The sequence below is a fragment of the Blastococcus atacamensis genome, assembly GCF_002938425.1.
In the GTDB taxonomy this organism is placed as follows: Bacteria; Actinomycetota; Actinomycetes; order Mycobacteriales; family Geodermatophilaceae; genus Blastococcus; species Blastococcus atacamensis.
In genome coordinates, this window is record NZ_POQU01000006.1 from 12,189 (window position 1) to 32,130 (window position 19,942).

Sequence of the window (19,942 nt, forward strand, 5' to 3'; positions counted from 1 at the left end):
CGATATGCCGAGCGGCTCAGGGGAGCGGCTCGAGCGTGCGGGAGGCGCGCCGGACGAGGGCCCGAAACCACGCGTGGGCCGGGTCGTCGTCGTGGACCGGGTGCCACCACATCGCCACCGTCAGGACGCCGGCCGAGAACGGACAGGGCAGTACCCGGACGTCGTCGCGCGGCGGCAGGATGTCGACCAGTCGGCGCTGCATCAGAGCGATCCGCTGACTGCCGGCGACGTGCCCGTGCACGCCCAGGAAGTGCTCGGTGACGACCCGTACGTCCGGCTCGACCCCGATCAGCCGCAGGGCGGCCATGCCCTGCGTCGTCCCCGCCGAGCTGTGGAAGGTGACCACCCACGGCAGCGCGCGCAACTGGTCGAGGGTGAGCGCATCACCGACCGCGGTGTTCGCCGTGGAGACGAGGCAGACCCACTCGTCGCGGTACAGGTCCTCGTGCCTCAGGTCGGTCACGAAGCCGTGCGGCATGACCACCAGGTCGGTGCCCAGCAGTGTCGGGTCGGACGAGTCCAGGGGGCGCGCCGTGTTGGCCACGAGGCGCAGCCGTGCCCTGGGCGCGGCATCGGCAAGCAGATCGGCGACGGGGGAGCCGAGCACCGCTTCCCCGTAGTCGCTGACCTGCAGGGTGAACTCACGATCCGAGGATGCCGGGTCGAACTCATCGTGGGCGCCGAACACCCGCTCGAGCCCTACCCGCGCCATCCGCGCGCGCTCTCGGAGCTCCAGCGCGAGAGGCGTCAGGTGGTACTCGTTCCCCACGCGGGCCAGCAGGTCGTCACCGAAGTGCCGACGCAGGCGGGCGAGCGAGGACGACATCGCCGGCTGACCGACACCGGTCTGCACCGCGGCCTTGCTGACGCTGCGCTGCTGCAGCAGCGCGTCCAGCGCGACGAGCAGGTTCAGATCGAGGCGAGCCAGGTCCACCGCTGCAGTATCGACTCAATCGATGTGGCGGGACAGACTGTCACCCGCCGGTGGCTGCTCTCCGTCGAGCGGCCGTGAGCCCGCGTCACAGCGGTGAGGGGCGCAGGCCACTGGCAGGCCCGGGAAGGCATGCGAGCGGTGTGTCGGCCGCTACCGGCCCCGAACCTGCCAGAGACTGACAGGCCCGGGAAGCGCCATCAGTCGGTGATCAGGGTGAGCTGCTTGTTGATCTCCGTGGGGTTCGTGTCGCCGACGACCTTCTGCAGGAAGGGGGTGTGGTCGAAGACGAGGTCCCGGATCGGCTCCAGGAGCCGGGGTGCGTGGTGGAACCGCTGCCCGTTCTCGTAGGCCATCTTCACCTGGAAGTTCACGTGCGGCTTCCGGGGCTCTTCGTACGCCTGCAGAGCCCGACGCACGGCCGCGAGATCGGTCAGATCGACCCCTTGCAGCGCACGGCCGATAAACCAGCCGTCCTCGATCGACATGCCGGCGCCGTAGGCGGCATACGGCGACGTGGCATGCGCTGCATCGCCCGCGAGCGTGATCCGCCCCTTCGACCACTGGTCGAGGTAGCCGCGGTCGCGGAGCACCCAGCGCTGCACGTTCTCCGGCTCGGTGCGCTCGATGAGGTCGGGGAGGGGGTGCAGGAACTCCCGGCCGAGCTCCGTGGCCCGGGCGTGCAGGTCTGGGGGCGCCGGCGCTTCGGGGTCGGTGGCCTCGAGCACCCACCACTGGTAGCCGTTCCGGCCCTTGTGGCGGATCGAGGTCCAGCTGCCCTGGACGCGGCGGCCGTGGCTGATCACGCACATGCCCGTCTCGCCGTCGATGTCGTCGGCGAAGGTGAACCCAGCGATGGTGTGCAGCCGGTGCTCGCGGATCGGCGTCTCACCCCACAGCGTCGTGCGGACGAGTGAGTTGATCCCGTCGGCGCCGACGAGCACGTCCGCCTCGTGGATCGTGCCATCGGCGAAGTACAGCGTTACCCCGCGGTCGTCCTGCTCGATTCGCTCGACCAGCTGGTTCGTGCGGAGCACCCCCGGCGGCAGCGCCGCCAGCATGCGCTCGTAGAGCTCCGGCCGCAGCGGGCCGATGAAGCCGCCACCTCTGCCGTACTGCTCCACGACCTCGGGTGCGGACCTGACCACGGCGCGCACCCTGCCCTTGCTGCTGCGGAACTCCGTCTGGCACGGTGCCCCCAGGTCCTCGGTGTCCACGCCCATCAGGCGCAACGCCTTGAGCGGGGGCGGCCACAGGTTGAGCACGTTCCCGGCGGGGCGGGCCTCCGGATAGCGCTCGAAGATGGTCACGTCGTGGCCGGCCTTGTGGAGCGACAGTGCGGTGGCCATGCCGGCCGGGCCGCCGCCCAGGACGGCGACCCGCCCTCGTGGACCGGGGGTGTTCGTGGACATCGTCGTCCCTTTCGTCGAAGGTCAGGCGGGGGTGCTGACGGCGGCCGCCACGCGGCGGGTGACGCTGGGGACGTCGCCCTGCACGTGGTCGAGGTTCCACTGCGCCATCTGCATGGAGGCTTCGACGACGGTCGTGACGCGGTCGAAGCGGCGGGTGGTGAACGCGTCCCACAGCTCGTCGTCGACCCGGTCGCGGGTGGTCAGCAGCTCGGCGAGGACGGCGGCGTCCTCGAACCCCATCGCCGCCCCCTGGGCGATGGTCGGTGGGCAGGCGTGCACCGCGTCGCCGATCAGCACGACGCGCCCCCTGTTCCACGGCGCGTCGAGCAGGTGGTGCTCGAACCACGTGTAGTTGAGGTTCGCCGGGTCGGTGAAGGCGTCCCGGACCTCGTCCCAGGGCCCGTGGTACGGGCGGGAGAGCTCGAGGAAGTCGGCCAGCCGCTCCTCGGGGGTCTGCGTCGTCCGGTCCCGGGCGACCTCGACGAGCGACCAGTAGGCCGTCGTCTCGGAGGTCGGGCAGACCAGGGCCATGTACGACGGCCCGCCGAAGATGGCGTGGAACTCGGTGATGTCGGCGGGCTTGGGCCCGAACATGCGGAAGGCGCCCATGCCCACCGAGCGGGTCTCCAGCGGGATCTCGAGCATCCGGCGGGTCCACGACCGCAGCCCGTCGGCCCCGACGACGACGTCGTAGCGTCCCGACGAGCCGTCGGAGAACGTGACGTCGACGCCGTCGCCGTCCTGGTCCAGCGACTCGATCGTCGTCGAGAAGCGGGCCTTCACGCCCGCCCGCTCGGCGCGGTCCATCAGGATCCTCGCCAGCTCGGGCCGGTACATCCCCATGGTCGACGGCAGGTCCACGCCACCGAACGGCACGTCGTCCACGCGGGCGACGATCGTGGCCGCCGGGTCCGGCACTCGGATGACGAGCTCCGAGAACGGGAAGCCGTGCTCCAGGCATTCGTCGAGCACGCCCAGCTGTCGCAGCACCCGCAGCGCGTTGCCCTGCAGGGTGATCCCGGAGCCCAGTGCGGAGACCTCGGGCTTGATCTCCACGAGGTCGACCGCGACCCCGGCGTCGGCGAGCAGGATGGCGGTCGTGGCTCCGGCGGCGCCGGCGCCGACGACGAGGACGTTGTTCACGGCAGGCACGGTGGACTCCTTCGTCCTGGTGCGGGGACCCGTCAGGGCTGGAAGGGGTGGACGGCCTCATTGGGCTGGAAGCGGAACTTGTGGCCCCACAGCTCCTGCCGCTTGCCGTTGCGGAAGTTGAGGTTGTTCGGCGAGCGCTTGTCCATCTCGTCGATCGCCGCGCCGCCCCAGCCGTACTCGATCATGAAGCCGCCGGGGGTGTGGATGTAGTAGGAGACGACCTGGTCGCCGATGTGCCGGCCGAAGGCCATCTGCAGATCGGGGTTGGCGTCGCCGCCCAGGACGTCGTAGTACGAGTAGCCGACGTCATTGAGGTCCACCGACTCCAGGAAGACGTGGTGCAGGCCGAGCGAGTTGGGCACCTCGAGGAACGCGACGCTGTGGTGGCGCGGGTTGACCCGCAGGAACCACATCTCGCCGAGCGGCTCGTTCATCTTCAGGACCTCGCTGGGGATGAACCCCAGGGCGTCGATGTAGAAGTCCACGGCCTTGCGGGCGTCCGGCACGGCGAAGACGACGTGCCCGAGGCCCTGCTGCTGCGTCACGAAGCCGGCGTGCGGGCGCGGCGGGTGCCAGAAGTGGTAGTTCGACTCCTGGTAGCAGAACAGCTCCTGCGGCTGGCCGAACGGGTCCTCGAACTGGACCAGGACGTCGACGCCACGCTTCTCGGCCAGCGCCTTGTCGGCGTACCGCGGCTTCGCCCCGTTGTCCTCGAGCCGCTTGACTGCCGCGTCGAGATCGCGGTGGTTGAGGACCTCCCAGCCGGCGTAGAGGAAGCGGTAGTCGTCCCCGGGGTGGAAGGAGAGCCGGTAGTCGGCGTCGTCGATCTTGAGGCGGACCGCGCCGTCCTCGCCGTCCGGACCCACCATGCAGCCCAGCACCTCCGGGCCCCAGGTCCGGAACTCCTCGTAGCGGGGCGTCTGGACGCCCACGTAGCCCAGCTTGGCGATGTGGCCCTTCATGGCTGCTCCTCGGTGTGACGCGGGACTCCTGTCGAAAAGGACGCTAGGAACTGCGCGAGCTCGGCGGAAATGCTTCGTTGCTATCGCTCCGATCCATCGGGCGCATGAGCCACGTCACACGTCGAGGACGAGGCGGTCGACGGCCGCGGTGGAGACGCAGGTGACGATGCGGGAACCGGCTGCCTGCTCCGCGCCGGTCAGGATCGAGTCACGGTGCTCGACGGCACCCTCGAGCACACCGACGACGCAGGCGCCGCAGATGCCGGCGCCACAGGAGACCGGCACGTCGACCCCGGCCTGGTGCAGAGCCGTCAGGAGCGGCATCCCTGCCTCGACGCGGACCCGCTCTCCGCGCCGGCTGAGCACCAGCTCGAAGGGACGGGCTGCACCCGACACCCCGACGGGAGCGTCGAACCGCTGCCGGTTCAGCGCTACGTGCTCGGGAGCGGCGTCGGCCACGGCGTCGACGAAGGAGCTGCTGCCCGCCGCGTAGACGGCCGTCCCCGGTGCTGCGTCCGCCAGGGCCGCGAGGGCGTCGTCGGCGGTGTCCACGGTCCGTGCGCCCGCCCCCAGGGCGGCGACCTCCTCCTGGAGCACCCGGTGACGCGCGGAGCGGTCGACGTGCACGAGCGCCCACGGATGGATCCGGGCGGCAGAGACCCACCGGGCCATCGGTAGCAGCGGCGCGATGCCGGAGCCGGAGCCGAGGAAGAGGTAGCGGGCGCCCCCGCCGAGGGCGAAGAGGTGGCGCGGTCCCCGTACCCGCAGCCGGTCCCCGGGGCGCAGCTCGTCGTGGACGTGGGCGGACGCGTCCCCGGGCGCCGAGCGGGCGACCAGCAACCGCCACGACCGGGCGTCGGCCGGATCCCCGGCGAGCGAGTAGGGCCGTGCGATGCCGGTCGGCAGGACGACGTCCACGTGTGCGCCCGGTGCCCAGCGGGGGAGGGGTGCGTCGTCCGCCGGCCCGAGGACGACCTCGACGATGCGGTCGGCGACCGGGCCGACGGCGAGGACCGTGACGTCCCGGCCGCGGTCGACCGGCGGGGAACTCACCCCTCCTCGGCCACGCAGCGGTTGCGCTGGGCGCCCAGCCCCTCGATCGCGGCCTCCATGACGTCGCCCGGCTGCAGCCACCGCTTCCAGTGGCCGCCGTTGCCGGCCGGGCTGCCGGTGAGGAGCAGATCGCCGGGCAGCAGGACGGCGGCCGCGGACACGGAAGCGATCAGGCTCGGGACGTCGAACAGCATGTTGGCCGGGACGTCGTCCTGCTTGCGCTCGCCGTCGAGGTCGAAGGTGATCCGCAGGTGCCGGTGATCGGGCACCTGGTCGGCCGGTACGAAGAACGGCCCGGTCGGCAGGAAGGTGGGGCGGCTCTTGGCCCGCAGCCAGTCCCCGCCGAGCGCCTTGTGCTGCGGAGGGAACTGCAGATCGCGGGCGCTGACGTCGTTGCAGACGGTGAACCCGGCGACGTGCTCCATCGCCCGGCCCCGCGACACCTTGTGGGTCCGACGGCCGATGACCACGGCCAGCTCGGCCTCCCAGTCGACCCTCTCCGCCTCCCGGGGGAGCACGACGTCGTCGTCCGGCCCGCAGATCGCGCTGGGCAGGGAGACGAAGACGAACGGGCTGCCGGTGCGGGCGGTCTCGTCCATGACGGACTCCGCGTGCCGGCGCAGCTCCTCCTCCGTCCGCGGGTCGTCAGCAGCCTTCGAGGACACGATGATCTCAGCCACGTGCGAGCGGTAGTTGGCGCCGGCCTGGAACACCTGCCGTGGCTCGACGGGCGCGAGCACGGCCAGGTCGGCGATCGGCACCCCGTCGGCCGCGCCGAGCTGGCCCACCAGAGCGCGCAGGCGCGGGGCGACGGCCGGCCACTCGTCGAGCAGCGCCTGGTAGGTAGCCGGGCCCGTGACCAGGCCGTCGTCCTGCAGCCGGAGAACCCGGTTCCCGACGACGAGGCCGGTGAACGGGCCCGCCCCGTCGTCGAACCGGCCCAGTGCGTATCCGTCGACGGATCGCGTCATGCTGGTGCTCATCTCTGTGCGTGGGGGAGGGCGGCCCGGCCCGCGTACTCGGCGCGGTCGCCGAGCTCGCTCTCCAGGCGGAGCAGGCGGTTCCACTTGGCGGTGCGCTCGGAGCGGGCGGTCGACCCGACCTTGATCTGCCCGGTACGCCAGCCGACGGCGAGGTCGGCCAGCCAGTCGTCCTCGGTCTCACCGGACCGGGCCGACAGCACCGTGGCGTACCCGGCGGCGTGCGCGGTGCGGACGACGGAGCGGGCGGTGTCCAGCGTGCCGATCTGGTTGGGCTTCACCAGCACCGCGTTCGCGACGTTCTCGTCGATGCCGCGCTGGAGGCGCTCGGGGTTGGTCACGAACAGGTCGTCGCCCAGCAGTTGCCGTCCGGCCAGCCGCTGGGTGGCGGTGCGCCAGCCCGCCCAGTCGTCCTCGGCGAGGGCGTCCTCGAGCGACACGATGGGGTAGGCGGCGCACCAGGCGGCCAGCTCCTCCACCAGCTCGTCGGCGGTGAGCTCGCGGTCCTCGGCCGCGAGCACGTAGCGGCCGTCGTCCCGCACGAACTGGGTGGCGGCGACGTCGATCGCGATCCCCACGTCGTCGCCGGGCCGCAGTCCGGCCCGCTCGATCCCGGCCACGAGCACGTCGAGCGCCGACCGGTTGGTCGGCAGCAGCGGCCCGAGGCCACCCTCGTCGGCGACCAGGGCGACCGGCAGGCCGCGCGAGACCAGCTCCTCGGCGGTACCGGCCCGCACCCGGGACGCCCACTCGATCGCGTCGGCGAACGAGCCGGCTCCGATCGGCACGGCCAGGAAATCCTGCACGTCGATCGACCGGCCGGAGTGGGCGCCGCCGGAGATGCTGTTGACCATCGGCAGCGGCAGCAGGGGAGCGGCGCCCTCGTCGGCCACCGCCTCGTGCAGCGGCAGGCCGCGGGCGGCGGCGCCGGCCACCGCGGTCGCGACGGAGACGGCGAGCGCCGCGTTGGCGCCCAGCCGTCCGAGATCGGCCGTGCCGTCGAGGTCGCGCAGCGTGCGGTCGAGCGCCGCCTGGTCCGTGCCGTCCAGCCCGCGGACGGCGTCGGCGATCTCGCCGGTCACGTTGGCCACCGCCCGGCGGACCCCCTGGCCGCCGTAGCGGGCGTCCCCGTCGCGCAGCTCCCGGGCCTCGTGCGTGCCGGTTGAGGCACCGGACGGGACGGTCGCCCTGCCTGTGGCGCCGCCGTCCAGGCGCACCTCGCAGCCGACCGTGGGCTTGCCGCGGGAGTCCAGGGCCTCCCAGGCGAGCAGGCCGGTGATGGTGGTGTCGCTCATGCGAGCAGCTCCCAGGCGTCGGTGATGGTTGCGGGCGGATCGAGGAGCAGTCGGCGGGCGAGGTCGCGCACGCGCGGGCGCTCGTCGGCGGTGAGGTAGTCGGCCGGGCTCTTGCCGTCGACGCGGGCCAGCAGGAGGCAGCCCGTCTGGCGCACGAGCTGTGCGGGATCGATGGGGACCGCGCCGTCCAGCGACTCGGTGAAGGCGGTCAGGAAGGCCTGCCCGGCCACGGCGTAGTCGGCCGCCGAGGGCGGGCGGTGCACCGTCTTGAGCAGCAGGTGGCCGATCGTCCAGGCCGGGTCGAACGTGGGGTCGCCGACGTGCGCGACCTCCCAGTCGATGACCCACAGCCCCTCGCCGTCCGGATCGACCAGGACGTTCTTGGGGGTGTAGTCCCCGTGCACGAGGCAGACCCGGGAGGCCGCCATGACGTCGACCGTTTGCCCGATTGCCTCGGCGAGGTCGGGGTGCCGGGCGGCGACCGTGCGGTGGAACGGGTCGACGCGGAGTTGGCCGAAGGCCGTGACGTCGTCGAACTCCCGGAACACGTCGTCGGAACCGGCGGTGGCCCCCTGGTACGCGCCCAGCACCGTGCCGAGGCGTGCGGCGACGGCCGGGGCGGCCGTGCCCTCGAGCAGCTGCTGCTTCCACGGCACCCAGCCGTCAGGCGCCCGCTCGATGACCAGGTAGCCGTCGGCGAGGTCGAACACCTCGGGCGCGGAGCCGGGCGCGATGCGGCCGGCCAGCCGCAGGGCCCGGCCCTCGGTGTCCAGGCGCGCCGGGTCGGCCAGCCACTCCTCGGCGACCCGGAGCCGGCTCAGCGCCTGCTTGACGACCGCGTCGAGGCCGGGCGCCCGCACCGCGACGACGTCATTGGAGACCCCACCGGCCAGCGGGTGGATCTCCACGCCGGCCGGCGAAGTGGTCAGTCCCCGCGCGACCAGGTGGGCGGTCAGCGCGGCGGTGTCGTAGGTCGCGGCCGCGGTCACCGGGGCTCCAGCCCGCCGCGGAGGGCCGGGCTGCTGAGCACCTGCGGGTTGACCACGGTGGCGGGAACCCGCCCCTGCAGCACGTCCACGACGTTCGTGGCCGCCTTGGTGGCGAGCTCGGCCAGGGAGCCGTCGGAGGAGAAGGCCGTGTGCGGGGTCAGGACGACGTCGTCGCGCGTGCGCAGGGGATGGTCGGCCGGCAGTGGCTCCGGGTCGGTCACGTCGAGCGCCGCCCCGGCGATCTCGCCGGCGTCAAGGGCGGCGAGCAGTGCCTCGTTGTCGATGAGCGGACCGCGTGCGGTGTTGACCAGCCACGCGGTGGGCTTCATGAGCCGCAGCTGCTCGGCGCCGATCAGGTGGTGGGTGGCCGGGGTGAGCGGGACGTGCAGCGAGACGGCGTCCGCCTCGGCGAGGACGTCGTCCAGCGAGCTCACGACACGGACCCCGGGCACGGGGCGCCCCGACAGGTCGTACGCGATGACCTCCAGACCCAGCGCCTGGGCGCGGGCGGCCAGTGCCGAGCCGATCACGCCGAGACCGACCAGGCCCAGGACCTTGCCGCGCAGCCGCGTCCCGGCACCGGGCACGTCCCGGCCCCAGCCACCACGCACGATGTCGCGGTTCAGGGGCAGCAACCGACGGGCGAGGGCGAGGATCCCCAACAGGGCCGAGTCGGCCACCTCGTCGACGCAGTAGACCGGCACGTTGCTCACGACCATGCCGAGTTCGGTGGCGCGGGCGACGTCGATGTTGTCGACGCCGACGCCGTACCGGGCCACGGTGCGACAGCGGGGTGCGGCGTCGAGGATCTCAGCGGAAATCTTCGCGAAGCAGGTGAGGATCGCGTCGGCGTCGGCCGCGAGGCGCGCCAGCTCCGCCGGGTCGCCACTGGGGGCAAGCACCAGGTCGGCGCCCGCTGCGGCCAGCACGTCGCGTTCCACGTCGGTGGTCGGCCATGCGACATCGGTGACCAGCACACGCATGCGGACGTCGGACATCGCACCTCCTCGTCGAGTGCACCCGACGCTAGGGAGGACCTCCGTCGTCCGGAAATGCACAGCATGGTTGGCTGCGATCCACCGTCGTGATGGCCGTCACGACCGCTACCGAGGAGAGCCCGTGAAGCTGGGGCAGGTGGATCTGAATCTGCTGGTGGTGCTCGACGCACTCCTGCGGGAGAAGAACGTGACGCGGGCGGCGGAGAGCCTGTACCTGTCCCAACCGGCGACGAGCACCGCTCTGGCTCGGCTGCGCCGGGTGCTGGGCGACGAGTTGCTCTACAAGAACGGTCGGTACCTGGAGCTCACCCCGCGCGCCGAATCGCTCATCGAGCCGGTACGGGAGGTGCTGACGACCATCGAGCAGACGATCGTCCGGCCGCCCACGTTCGACCCCACGGCCGACACCCGCCGGTTCTCCGTCGTCGGCAGCGACTACGTGGGCGTGACGCTGGTGCGGCCGCTCATCGCCCGCCTCGGCGGCCTCGCCACGGGGCTCCGTGTCGACGCTACCCCGGTCAGCGGGCGGTACATCGACGCCCTGCAGCGGGACGAGATCGACCTGGCGATCCTGCCCGACCGCATCGTCGACGAGCGCTCGCTGCCGGACTGCTCCCGGATCCCCGTCATCGAGGACCGGTTCGTCGGCGCGGTCTGGACGGAGCATCCGACGGCGGGGGACCGGCTGACCGCGGAGCTGCTGGCCGGCTCGCCCTACCTCGAGTACCTGATCGAGGGCCGGCGGTCGATCGTGGAGGAGGAGCTCGACGCGGCGGACTGCCCCCGGCGCGTGGCCGCCACCGCCGGCGGCTTCGTCCCCATGCCGTTCATGCTCGCCGGCACCGACCTGGTCGCCGTGCTGCCGGAGCGGCTGGCTCGCCGGGTGGCCGCAGCGGCCGACATCCGGCTCCTGGAGCCGGAGATGGAGCTCCAGCCCTTGCGGCAGTCGGCGTTCTGGCACTCTCGCCGCGACCGCGACCCGGGACACGTCTGGCTCCGCGAGCAACTGGTCACCGTCGCCGAGTCGGAGTCCGGGTACCCGGTCCCGACGGGAGCGCCGCCGCCCGTGCAGCCGTGAGGGCGGCGCCCACCCACCCGGTGTCGCCGGGTGGGTGGGCGCCGGTGGCTCAGCCCTGCGCGAGGTCGTCCGCGTCGACGACGTCGCCGGCGTCCTGCCAGCTCGTCCCATCGAACTGCAGGACCCGGTACTGGTGCACCAGGCGGCTGCCGGGGCCTGCAGACAGCTGCATGTCGGGCAGGATCGCGGGGTTGTCGATGCCGTCGATCGAGTCCCACGCCTCGGTGAAGGCGTCGCCGCCCTCACCGCCGGAGTCCTCGAGCGCAGCGACGATGGCTGCGGCGGCCCCGTATCCCTCGATGGCGAGGTAGGAGTCGGCGTTCGCCTCGTCGCCGTACTCGGCGATGTCCTCCTTGAAGGCCTGCACGCCCTCGTCGTCGGCCCACCTCGGGTCGGCCGGGTCCTTGAAGTACTGCGCCGTGAAGGCGTCCGTCGCGTTCTCCGGGCCGGCTGGGCCGACGGACGTCGCGAGGTCCGACGCGGCGCTGTACAGGTAGGTGGTCGGCTGGTAACCGATGTTGGCCATCGTGCGCAGGGTGGCCGGCTGGGCCGGGCCGACGACGGCGAGGAACAGCGTGTCCACGCCGGCGGCCCGCAGCTCGTTGAGCTGGCTGGTCAGGTCGACCACGCCCGGGGGAACGGTCAGCACCTTGTCCGGCGTGAGCCCGGCCGCCGCCATGCCGTCCACCTGGCTGGTGGTGAGGTCGTTGGCGATGCCGAGCACGCCGACCGACGCATCCGGCTGCTCGTCCTGGATGTGCTGCGCGACGACCTGCCCCTCCCAGCTGCCGTCCGGGAACCAGCCGCGCGTGTACGGCGTGGCGTCGGTGTCGGACAGGGCCGCCTGGGTGCCGAAGGCGACGTGCGCCACCTTCTGCCCGTTCAGGTAGGGCGCCGTGGCCGAGGAGATGCCGCCGAACGTGAGGACGATGCCGGCATCTTCCTGGTCGACGAGCTGCCGGGCGTTCTCCGCCTGCCGCGCCGGGTCGTAGGCGTCGTCGAGGACCTGGTAGTCGATCTCCCGGCCCCCGACGCCGCCCTCGGCGTTGATCCGCTCGAAGTAGGCGGCGGCACCGTCGGCGACCGCTGCGGCTCCGGACAGCGGCCCGCTGAGCGGGAAGCTCATCCCGACGACGATCGGCTCGTCGGAGCCGGTGTTCGAGCCGGCTCCGGATCCGGACGACTCATCGGCGCGGCCACTGCAGGCGGCGGTCAGCAGCAGGCTGCCGGCGGCCAGCGCGACGACCACGCGTCGCGGGATCGGGCCAGGGGCAACGGACATGGGGGACCTCGCTCTCCACTGCGACGGCGCAGTGCGGGACGGGAGGGGACGGCGGTCGCCGGCCCCCGGCGGAACGGGGTGGTGCAGTCCTCGGTGGTCAGGCGTGCGAGCGCCTGCGGAGCCTTCGGGTGAGGCGGGCGAGCCACCGTCCGGCCCCGCCGGCGACGCCGGCCGGGAGGAAGAACAGGGTCAGGAGCAGGGCGACGGCGTAGACCAGCTGCGACCACTGGCCGCCCGTCGTCGAGCCGATCTGCTGACTGATCACGTCGGGCAGGTAGACGATGAACGCCGACCCGACCAGGGAGCCCGCCCACGTGCGGGACCCGCCCACGACGCAGGCCGACAGCAGTGTCAGCGAGAAGAACATCGAGTAGCTGTCGGGCACCGTCGAGGCCAGGACCAGACCGCCGAGAGCGCCGCCCAGCCCGGCGACGGCACTGCTGATCGCGAACATCGTCAGCGTCAGCCGGTTGACGTCGACGCCTTCCGACCGTGCCATGAGCGGGTTGACCCGCAGCGCCTCGACCGCCCGGCCCATCGGCCCCGTGGTCAGGTTGCGCAGCAGCACGAGGACCACGGCCAGGACGACGACCAGCAGCAGGAACTGGAACTGCTCCGGCGTGAGGGCCAGCGCCGCCGGCGGCGTGATGGGAGAGCCGGCCAGCTGCAGCCCGATCGTGCCGCCGGTGAGGCCCTCGAAGCGGGACAGCAGCAGGGGGAAGATCGCGGCGATGGCGATGGTGAGCAGGCCCAGGTTGAGCCCGCGCACCCTCAGTGCCGGCAGGCCGATCAACCAGCCGGCCGCTCCCGAGACCACCACAGCCGCCAGGACAGCACCGGGCCATGCCCAGCCGAGCTCCTTGACGAGGATCATCGCGGTGTAGGCACCGAGGCCGTAGAGGGCGCCGTGGCCGGCGCTGATCTGTCCGGCTCGGCCGATGAGCAGGTTCAGTCCGGCCACCGCGATCGCGATCGTCAGCACGCGAGTGGCCTTGAACAGGTCGTAGTCGCTGATCAGGAACGGCACGACGAGTGCGACGACGAAGAGCGCAGTCCACGCCCAGGTGACCGGCCGTCGCCACATCGGGCGGAGCTCGGCCAGCGCCGGCGCGGCCGTCGGGGTCGGCGTGGGCGCCGCCCCCTCGGTGCGGGTCGGGGGACCGGAGATCGACGTGGCCATCAGGCACGCACCGTCGACGCGCGGCCGAACAGACCCTGGGGCCGGACGAGCAGCACCAGGAAGATGACGGCGAACGGAACCACCAACTGCAGGTCACCTCCGATGCCGGGGACGTACCGGCTGGCCAGGTTGGACAGGACGCCGATCAGCAGGCCGCCCACGACCGCGCCCAGCCGGCTGGAGAAGCCGCCGAGCGTCACCGCCGCCAGGGCGAGCAGCAGCGCGTTGGTCATGAGCTCCGGCGACAGGCCGAGCGTGGGTGCCGCCACCAGTCCGGCGACGGCGCCGACGGCGGCGGCGATGCCCCAGCCGACAGCCAGCATCACCCCGGTGGAGATGCCCAGCAGGCGGGCCGAGTCGGGGTTGTCGGCCACGGCGCGGAGCCGCAGCCCCAGCGGTGTGAACCGGAAGATCAGCCCGCAGAGGAGCATCGCCAGCAGGACCAGCGCCCCGCCGCCGATGGCCTGAGCCGTGAACGTCAGCGGGCCGACGTGGTAGACGGCCCCGCCGAAGGGGCTGGCCATCGAGCGGACGTCGGTGCCCCAGATCAGTGCCACGACGGCGTTGCTGCCGAGCAGCAGGGCGGCGGTGACCGTCAGCAGCGCCAGCGGGCCGCTGCCCTCGACCGGCCGCACGAGCAGCCGCTCGACTCCGGCGCCGAACACGAAGGCCAGGACCACCAGCAGCGGGACGATCAGCCACCACGAGAGCCCGGCCGTGCTGAGGGCGAAGGACACGAAGGCCGCCAGCGTGGCGAACTCGCCCTGGGCGAAGTTGAGCGTCCCCGTGCCCTGGAAGACCAGCGCGATGGCCAGCGCCAAGGCGGCGTAGACCAGCCCCGTCGTCAGCCCCGACACGGTCTGCTGCAGCAGTTCGGTCATGCCCCCTCCTCGCTGGGGCTCGTCGGACGCATGACCGACGGTGCTGTGCTGCTCCATGACCTCGCGAGCTCGGTCATGAGGACACCCCCGTGAGACCGTCGGGTGATTCGCCGAGGTAGGCGGCGCGCAGGCCGGCGTCGGCGGCGAGCTCGGCGGCGGGCGCAGCGGCCACGACCCGACCGCGGGCCAGGACGATGCCGCGGTCGGCCACCTTCAGGGAGGCGCGTGCGTTCTGCTCGGCGAGCAGGACCGACAGCGACCACTCCTCGCGCAGGCGGGCGAGGACGGAGAACATGTCCGCCGAGGTCAGCGGCGCAAGGCCCAGCGACGGCTCGTCGATGAGCAGCAGCCGCGGCCGGGCCATGAGCGCCCGGGCAAGGGCCAGCATCTGCTGCTGGCCGCCGGAGAGCGCACCCGCCGGGCGGCGGCGCATCTCGCGGAGGACCGGAAAGGTGTCGTAGATGCGATCGAGGTCGCCGTCGGCCTGGGCTCGGGTCGACGCCGGACGGGAGATGACGCCGAGCCGGACGTTCTCCTCGACCGTGAGGGCGGTGAAGGTGCCGCGGCCCTGGGGCACGTGGCCCAGCCCGCTGCGGGCGATGCGCGCCGCGCTCGTCCCGTTCAGCGCGCGGCCGGCGAACGAGATCCCGCCACCCGCCTTGACCGTGCCCGACAGGGCTCGCAGCAGCGTCGTCTTGCCGGCGCCGTTCGCGCCCAGGACCGCGACGATCTCGTTCTCCGCGACGGTGAGGTCCATGCTGTGGAGGACCCGAACACCGCCGTACCCGGCGGTGAGCCCCGTGACCTCGAGCAGGCCGGTCATGCCGAGTCCTCGGAGACTGCGTGAAGACGCTCGGGCGACGGCTCGTCCACGTCGTCCGCGCCGAGATACGCCGCGACCACGCGGGGGTCGGCACGCACCTCGTCGGGGGTCCCGACGGCCAGCAACCGGCCGGAGTCGAGGACGACGACCCGGCGGGCCACCGACATCACCAGGGCGACGTCGTGCTCGACCAGGAGGACGGTGGTGTCCGCGCCGGCGTGTGCCTCGACCTCGGCCAGCAGGTCCCGCGCCTCCTCGGCGCCGAGGCCGGCAGCCGGCTCGTCGAGCATCAGCAGGCTGGGCGTGCTCATCAACGCGCGGGCGACCTCGACCCGCCGGCGGTCGCCGTGGGCCAGTCCGGCGACCGGGCGGTCGGCGAGCGCCGCGATCCCGAACCGGTCCAGCACCGCGAACGCGCGCTCGAGGGTCTCGCGCTCCTCCTGCCGACGGCGGGGCGTGGCGAGCATGGAGTGCAGGACGCCGACACGGCTGTGCGCCACCGCGCCGAGAGCGACGTTCTGCAGGGCCGACTCGCCGTCCAGCAGCGCCGGGGTCTGGAACGTGCGGGCGATGCCCAGTCGGGCGCGCTGGTGCGGGCGGAGCCTGCCGAGCGGACGGCCGTGGAGGGTCAGCTCGCCCTCGTACCGGTAGAGGCCGCTGATGCAGTTGAACAGCGTGGTCTTTCCGGCTCCGTTGGGGCCGATCACGGCCGAGGTGCCTCCGGCCGCGATCTCGAACACCAGATCGTCGAGGGCGCGCAGTCCGGCGAACGACAGGCCGACACCGCGCGCCACGAGGGCAGGTGGAGCGCCGCCCGCGGCGTCGGTCGCGGAGCGATCCGGTGAGAGTGCTTGGGTCACAGCGGCGAGTGTGGAGTGGGTCAGGTCACACGAGAAATGGTTCCTCCGGATGCGAAGCATTCAGCCGGTGAATGGCGACGGTACGGTGCGCGACACCACCACGAGGGAGGACCGCATGAACCTGGCTGGAGTGGACCTGAATCTGCTCGTCTCGCTGCGCGCGTTGCTGCAGGAGCGGAACGTCACGCGGGCTGCGCAGCTGGTCGGGCTGAGCCAGCCGGCGATGAGCAATGCGCTGGCCCGCCTTCGCCGGCAGTTCGGCGACGACCTCCTGGTCCGCGAGGGGCGCGGCCTGACGCTGACCCCCGTGGCGCGGGAGTTGCAGCACGCCGTGGAGCCCGCGCTCGGGATGGTGGAACGGGCCCTGCGCATCCAGGCGTCCTTCGACCCGTCGACCGCGGCCCAGGTGTTCCGCATCGCGGCCAGCGACTACGGCATGACCTTGATCGCCGAGCGGCTCCGCGATCTCGGGCAGGTCGCGCCGCGGGTGGTGGTCGACCTGGTGCAGATCGACCACGGCTTCGTGCGGGACAGCGAGGCGGTGATGCGCCGCGTCGACCTCCTGCTGGCCCCCCGAGCATTCCTGAACGGGTACCCGAGCGAGCCGCTGTCCAGCGAGCCGTGGGTCGCGGTCGTCGATGCGCAGCACGCAGGGGATCGGCTCGAGGAGTCCGACCTCCATGGGCGCTCCCTCGTCGGCCTCTTCCACGACCTCGGCTCCGGTGCGCACATCGAGCGCCTGCTGACCGTCCGCGGCATCACCGCGACCGGATCGGTCAACGCCGAGTCGTTCTCCGCGGTGCCGGCACTCGTCGAGGGCACCGAGCGGATCGGGTTCCTTCCGGCCAGCCTGGCCGCGCGGCTGCGGCCCGGCTACGCGGTGCGGGTCCTCGAGGTGCCCTTCCTCCCGGAGCCGCTGGTCGAGAGCCTGTACTGGCACCGGTCGGCCCAGCGGGACCCGGCCCACCAGTGGTTGCGCCGGCTGGTTCTCGGCGTCGACACGACGGCAACGACGGATCCATCCGTGCCGTGAATGGCACGCCATACCGAATCCGTGGTTCCGCTCCCGAGTGCGACCGCCGATGCTGAGAGCCGCTGTGCCATCGCCGTCACACGAGGAGTGGACGCTTGCCCGACGTACCTGCCATCGACGTCCACGCCCATGCCGCCGTCCCCGCGGCCGACGCCCTCCTGGAAGGGCAGCCGGGTCTGGCGCAGCAACGCGGGGTGGACGCCGCCACGCTCGGCCCCGAGTCGCTCGCCTACAACATGCGACACATCGCCGAACTCGCCCCGAAGCTGACCGACCTCGACCTGCGGCTCGCCGCGATGGACGCGGCACGGATCGACGTGCAAGCGGTCAGTGCCACCCCGTTGCCGCACGCCTGGGCCGATCGGGACCTGGCGGCACGGCTCGTCGCCGCGACCAACGAGGGCATCGTCCAGACGTGCGCGAAGCAGCCGGACCGGCTGCTGCCGATCGGGACCGTCTCCCTGCAGCACCCCGACCTGGCCGTCGGCCAGCTGGAGACGGCGGTGCGCGACCTCGGCATGCGCGGCGTGCAGATCTCGACCGCGGCCGGTCCCGGACGGGAGCTGGACGACCCGTCCCTGGCCGACTTCTGGGCCGCCGCCGAGGAGCTGGACACCGCCGTGCTCATCCATCCGTGGGGCTGCACGCTCGGCGAGCGGCTGAACGCCTACTACCTGTTCAATAGCGTCGGGAACCCGACCGAGACGGCGCTGGCCCTGTCGCGCCTGGTCTTCTCGGGCCTCCTGGAGCGTCACCCGGGGCTCAAGGTCTGGTCGGCCCACGGCGGCGGCTACCTCGCCAGCTACGTCGTCCGCGCGGACCACGCCTGGGCCGCTCGAGCTGACGCCCACACGACGGAGCAGCCGCCCAGCGCACTGCTCCGCCGCACCTTCATCGATTCGCTCGTCTACACGCCCGAGCAGCTGCGCCACCTGGTCTCGGTCATGGGGCCCGGCCAGGTGACGCTCGGCAGCGACTACCCCTTCGACATGGGTGTCGACGACCCGGTCGACCGGCTGGAAGCAGCCGGCTTAGACCCCGCCACCACCGACGCCATCCGCGGCGGCAACGCCGCCCGACTCCTAGGACTGGACTCGTGAACGGTTACGACATCACGGCGAACTTCGGACCGGATCCCGAGGCCGCCATCGCCGACTCGGCGAAGCGGTTCAGCAACTGGAACCGGTGGGGCGCCGATGACGCGCTCGGCACGGTGAACCTCCTCGACGCCGCGAAGCGCGCCGCTGCTGCGGGTCTCGTGCGCAGGGGGGACTCGTTCAGCCTGTCGCTGCCCTTCGACGAGGACGGCCCGCAGTTCGGCTGGAAGCGCCGGGTGAACCCGGTGCGGGTCATGACCTCCACGGGCATGGACACCGCCGAGCAGATGGGTCTCCCGCACGGCCTCTCGGTCGCCGACGACTCGGTCTTCATGCCGCTGCAGTGCTCGACGCAGTGGGACGGCCTCGGCCACGTCTTCGACCACGGTGTGGCCTGGAACGGCCGGGTGGCCCGCGAGGTCGTGACCAGCGAGGGCGACTTCGCCACCGGCATCGAGCACCTGGCCGCGCCCGTGGTCGGTCGCGGTGTGCTGCTCGACGTCGGCCGCGCGCTCGGGGACGACGGGGAGCTGCCCGACGGCTGCCCGATCACCAGTGCAGACCTCGAGGAGACGATCCGCCGGCAGGGGGAGACCTCCCGGGTCGGACGGGGCGACATCGTGCTGGTCCGGACCGGCCAGCTGGCCCGCGTCCGCCGTCGGCTGGCCGCGGGCGAGGGCTGGGGCTCCTACGCCGGGGGGCCGGCGCCGGGGCTCTCGTTCGAGACGGCGGGCTGGCTGCACTCCTCCGAGATCGCCGCGCTGGCCACCGACACCTGGGGCGCGGAGGTGCGGCCCAACGAGTGGCCGGGCGCGATGCAGCCGCTGCACCAGGTGGCGCTGCCGCACATCGGCCTGCTTCTGGGGGAGATGTGGGACCTGGACGGCCTGGCCGCCGACTGCGCCGAGGACGGCGTGTACGAGTTCCTCCTCGCTGCGCAGCCGCTGCCCTTCACCCGTGCCGTCGGGTCGCCGGTCAACCCCGTGGCGGTGAAGTGACGTGCGCCTGACCACCCTGCGGACCGGCGACGGCCCTCGCGTCGGCCTCCTCGACGGCGACGTGATCCGGCTCCTCGACGCCGGCCCGACGCTGCTCGACGTCATCCGGGGAGGAGACGAGGCGCTGGCCGACGTCGCCCGCCGGGTCCGCTCCGGGGACGCCGTGCCGGTGCCGGACGCCCCGTTCGGCCCGCTGCTCGAGCCGCCCAGCGTGCGCGACTTCCTGACCTACGAGGCGCACCTGGCCGAGCTGGCCGGCAGCGTGCCCGACGAGTGGTACGAGAAGCCGCTGTTCTACTTCTCCAACCCGGCGTCGATCACCGGCCCCTACGACGAGGTGCGCATCCCTCCGCTGGCCACGCAGCTGGACTACGAGCTCGAGGTGGGCGTCGTCGTCGGCCGCGCGGGCTCGGACCTCACTCCGGCCCAGGCCGCGAACTCGATCCTCGGGTACACGATCTTCAACGACTGGTCCGCCCGCGACCTGCAGGTGCACGAGTTCAAGTTCCCCATGGGCCCGTCGAAGTCGAAGGACGCCGCCATCACCCTGGGGCCGTGGCTGGTGACCGCCGACGAGCTCGCCGATCACGTCCAGGACGGGCGCCTGGCCCTGCGCACCGAGGTCTCGCTGAACGGGGTGCGCACCGGCGGTGACGTCACCTCCAACATGGCCTGGTCGTTCGCCGAGCTGGTCGCCTACGCCTCGCGCGGCACCGTCGTCCGCCCCGGTGACGTCATGGGCTCCGGCACCTGCGGCACCGGCTGCCTCGCCGAGATCAAGCGGTCCAACCCGGACACCGCCCCCGGCTGGCTGGCTCCCGGGGACGTCGTCCGCATCGAGGTCGAGCAGCTGGGGTACATCGAGAACCGGCTCGTGCCCGGCCCCGAGCCCGTGGAGATCCCGTCGGGCCGGCGCCGGATCCGGCCGGAGGCCTGAG

General features: G+C 72.5%; 19 protein-coding genes. 5 read left to right on the top strand and 14 right to left on the bottom strand.

What is annotated here, in order from left to right; translation table 11 throughout:
- Nucleotides 1–16 precede the first annotated feature (16 nt).
- The 9 genes from C5508_RS02895 to C5508_RS02935 form a co-directional block, all read right to left on the bottom strand.
- The gene (locus C5508_RS02895) at nt 17–934 is read right to left on the bottom strand and encodes a LysR family transcriptional regulator (RefSeq protein ID WP_104523445.1); all 918 of its coding nucleotides are present in this window, start codon (nt 932–934) and stop codon (nt 17–19) included.
- Nucleotides 935–1,131: 197 nt separating this feature from the next.
- Complete coding sequence (locus C5508_RS02900) at nt 1,132–2,343, bottom strand: FAD-dependent oxidoreductase (protein ID WP_104523447.1); 1,212 nt, start codon at nt 2,341–2,343, stop codon at nt 1,132–1,134.
- Nucleotides 2,344–2,364: 21 nt separating this feature from the next.
- Nucleotides 2,365–3,495 carry an FAD-dependent monooxygenase gene (locus C5508_RS02905; protein ID WP_104523449.1) on the bottom strand — a complete coding sequence of 377 codons (1,131 nt, stop codon included), beginning with the start codon at nt 3,493–3,495 and terminating at the stop codon, nt 2,365–2,367.
- A gap of 32 nt (nt 3,496–3,527) precedes the next feature.
- Nucleotides 3,528–4,457 (bottom strand): VOC family protein, encoded by a 930-nt coding sequence (locus tag C5508_RS02910; RefSeq protein ID WP_104523451.1) that lies wholly within the window; start codon nt 4,455–4,457, stop codon nt 3,528–3,530.
- Between the two features lie 114 nt (nt 4,458–4,571).
- Nucleotides 4,572–5,510, bottom strand: a complete 939-nt coding sequence (locus C5508_RS02915) for a flavin reductase family protein (RefSeq protein WP_157943926.1) — start codon at nt 5,508–5,510, stop codon at nt 4,572–4,574.
- Nucleotides 5,507–6,481 carry a fumarylacetoacetate hydrolase family protein gene (locus tag C5508_RS02920; RefSeq protein WP_104523455.1) on the bottom strand — a complete coding sequence of 325 codons (975 nt, stop codon included), beginning with the start codon at nt 6,479–6,481 and terminating at the stop codon, nt 5,507–5,509. The genes C5508_RS02915 and C5508_RS02920 overlap by 4 nt, the downstream gene beginning before the upstream one ends.
- An 8-nt stretch (nt 6,482–6,489) precedes the next feature.
- Nucleotides 6,490–7,785 (bottom strand): phosphopyruvate hydratase, encoded by a 1,296-nt coding sequence (gene eno / locus C5508_RS02925; protein WP_104523457.1) that lies wholly within the window; start codon nt 7,783–7,785, stop codon nt 6,490–6,492.
- On the bottom strand, nt 7,782–8,774 hold the full coding sequence (locus C5508_RS02930; RefSeq protein WP_104523459.1) for a phosphotransferase family protein: 993 nt from the start codon (nt 8,772–8,774) through the stop codon (nt 7,782–7,784). Before C5508_RS02930 ends, eno begins: the two co-directional genes overlap by 4 nt.
- Nucleotides 8,771–9,772: a C-terminal binding protein gene (locus C5508_RS02935; protein WP_104523461.1), complete on the bottom strand. Its 1,002-nt coding sequence runs from the start codon at nt 9,770–9,772 to the stop codon at nt 8,771–8,773. Before C5508_RS02935 ends, C5508_RS02930 begins: the two co-directional genes overlap by 4 nt.
- A gap of 121 nt (nt 9,773–9,893) precedes the next feature.
- Here C5508_RS02935 and C5508_RS19395 point away from each other — a divergent pair, with 121 nt between their 5' ends.
- Nucleotides 9,894–10,850 carry a LysR family transcriptional regulator gene (locus C5508_RS19395; protein WP_198597816.1) on the top strand — a complete coding sequence of 319 codons (957 nt, stop codon included), beginning with the start codon at nt 9,894–9,896 and terminating at the stop codon, nt 10,848–10,850.
- A 49-nt stretch (nt 10,851–10,899) separates the two neighbouring features.
- Here C5508_RS19395 and C5508_RS02955 read toward each other — a convergent pair whose 3' ends face one another.
- The 5 genes from C5508_RS02955 to C5508_RS02975 all read right to left on the bottom strand — a co-directional run bounded on the left by C5508_RS02955 (nt 10,900) and on the right by C5508_RS02975 (nt 15,876).
- Nucleotides 10,900–12,132 (bottom strand): ABC transporter substrate-binding protein, encoded by a 1,233-nt coding sequence (locus C5508_RS02955; protein ID WP_104523465.1) that lies wholly within the window; start codon nt 12,130–12,132, stop codon nt 10,900–10,902.
- A gap of 97 nt (nt 12,133–12,229) precedes the next feature.
- Entirely contained in the window at nt 12,230–13,312 is a 1,083-nt protein-coding gene (locus C5508_RS02960; protein ID WP_104523466.1) for a branched-chain amino acid ABC transporter permease, read from the bottom strand.
- Nucleotides 13,312–14,193: a branched-chain amino acid ABC transporter permease gene (locus C5508_RS02965; RefSeq protein WP_157943930.1), complete on the bottom strand. Its 882-nt coding sequence runs from the start codon at nt 14,191–14,193 to the stop codon at nt 13,312–13,314. Before C5508_RS02965 ends, C5508_RS02960 begins: the two co-directional genes overlap by 1 nt.
- 73 nt (nt 14,194–14,266) lie before the next feature.
- A complete protein-coding gene (locus C5508_RS02970) occupies nt 14,267–15,016 on the bottom strand; it encodes an ABC transporter ATP-binding protein (RefSeq protein ID WP_104523468.1) in 750 nt (249 codons plus the stop codon).
- The gene (locus C5508_RS02975) at nt 15,013–15,876 is read right to left on the bottom strand and encodes an ABC transporter ATP-binding protein (RefSeq protein ID WP_198597817.1); all 864 of its coding nucleotides are present in this window, start codon (nt 15,874–15,876) and stop codon (nt 15,013–15,015) included. The genes C5508_RS02970 and C5508_RS02975 overlap by 4 nt, the downstream gene beginning before the upstream one ends.
- Nucleotides 15,877–15,991: 115 nt before the next feature.
- Between C5508_RS02975 and C5508_RS02980 the strand changes: the two genes are divergently transcribed.
- The 4 genes from C5508_RS02980 to C5508_RS02995 all read left to right on the top strand — a co-directional run bounded on the left by C5508_RS02980 (nt 15,992) and on the right by C5508_RS02995 (nt 19,941).
- Nucleotides 15,992–16,909, top strand: coding sequence for a LysR family transcriptional regulator (locus C5508_RS02980; protein ID WP_198597818.1), 918 nt, complete (start codon nt 15,992–15,994; stop codon nt 16,907–16,909).
- Nucleotides 16,910–17,004: 95 nt separating this feature from the next.
- On the top strand, nt 17,005–18,009 hold the full coding sequence (locus C5508_RS02985; protein WP_104523471.1) for an amidohydrolase family protein: 1,005 nt from the start codon (nt 17,005–17,007) through the stop codon (nt 18,007–18,009).
- Entirely contained in the window at nt 18,006–19,004 is a 999-nt protein-coding gene (locus C5508_RS02990) for a cyclase family protein (protein WP_232796887.1), read from the top strand. The genes C5508_RS02985 and C5508_RS02990 overlap by 4 nt, the downstream gene beginning before the upstream one ends.
- A gap of 1 nt (nt 19,005) precedes the next feature.
- The gene (locus tag C5508_RS02995; protein ID WP_104523472.1) at nt 19,006–19,941 is read left to right on the top strand and encodes a fumarylacetoacetate hydrolase family protein; all 936 of its coding nucleotides are present in this window, start codon (nt 19,006–19,008) and stop codon (nt 19,939–19,941) included.
- The last annotated feature ends 1 nt before the right edge of the window (nt 19,942 follow it).

Coding starts and splice junctions, on each gene's coding strand:
- C5508_RS02955 (WP_104523465.1), bottom strand. CDS start 12,132: ATGTCCGTTGCCCCTGGCCCGATCCCGCGACGCGTGGTCGTCGCGCTG.
- C5508_RS02965 (WP_157943930.1), bottom strand. CDS start 14,193: ATGACCGAACTGCTGCAGCAGACCGTGTCGGGGCTGACGACGGGGCTG.
- C5508_RS02910 (WP_104523451.1), bottom strand. CDS start 4,457: ATGAAGGGCCACATCGCCAAGCTGGGCTACGTGGGCGTCCAGACGCCC.
- C5508_RS02935 (WP_104523461.1), bottom strand. CDS start 9,772: ATGTCCGACGTCCGCATGCGTGTGCTGGTCACCGATGTCGCATGGCCG.
- C5508_RS02960 (WP_104523466.1), bottom strand. CDS start 13,312: ATGGCCACGTCGATCTCCGGTCCCCCGACCCGCACCGAGGGGGCGGCG.
- C5508_RS02980 (WP_198597818.1), top strand. CDS start 15,992: ATGAACCTGGCTGGAGTGGACCTGAATCTGCTCGTCTCGCTGCGCGCG.
- C5508_RS02900 (WP_104523447.1), bottom strand. CDS start 2,343: ATGTCCACGAACACCCCCGGTCCACGAGGGCGGGTCGCCGTCCTGGGC.
- C5508_RS02970 (WP_104523468.1), bottom strand. CDS start 15,016: ATGACCGGCCTGCTCGAGGTCACGGGGCTCACCGCCGGGTACGGCGGT.
- C5508_RS02920 (WP_104523455.1), bottom strand. CDS start 6,481: ATGACGCGATCCGTCGACGGATACGCACTGGGCCGGTTCGACGACGGG.
- eno (WP_104523457.1), bottom strand. CDS start 7,785: ATGAGCGACACCACCATCACCGGCCTGCTCGCCTGGGAGGCCCTGGAC.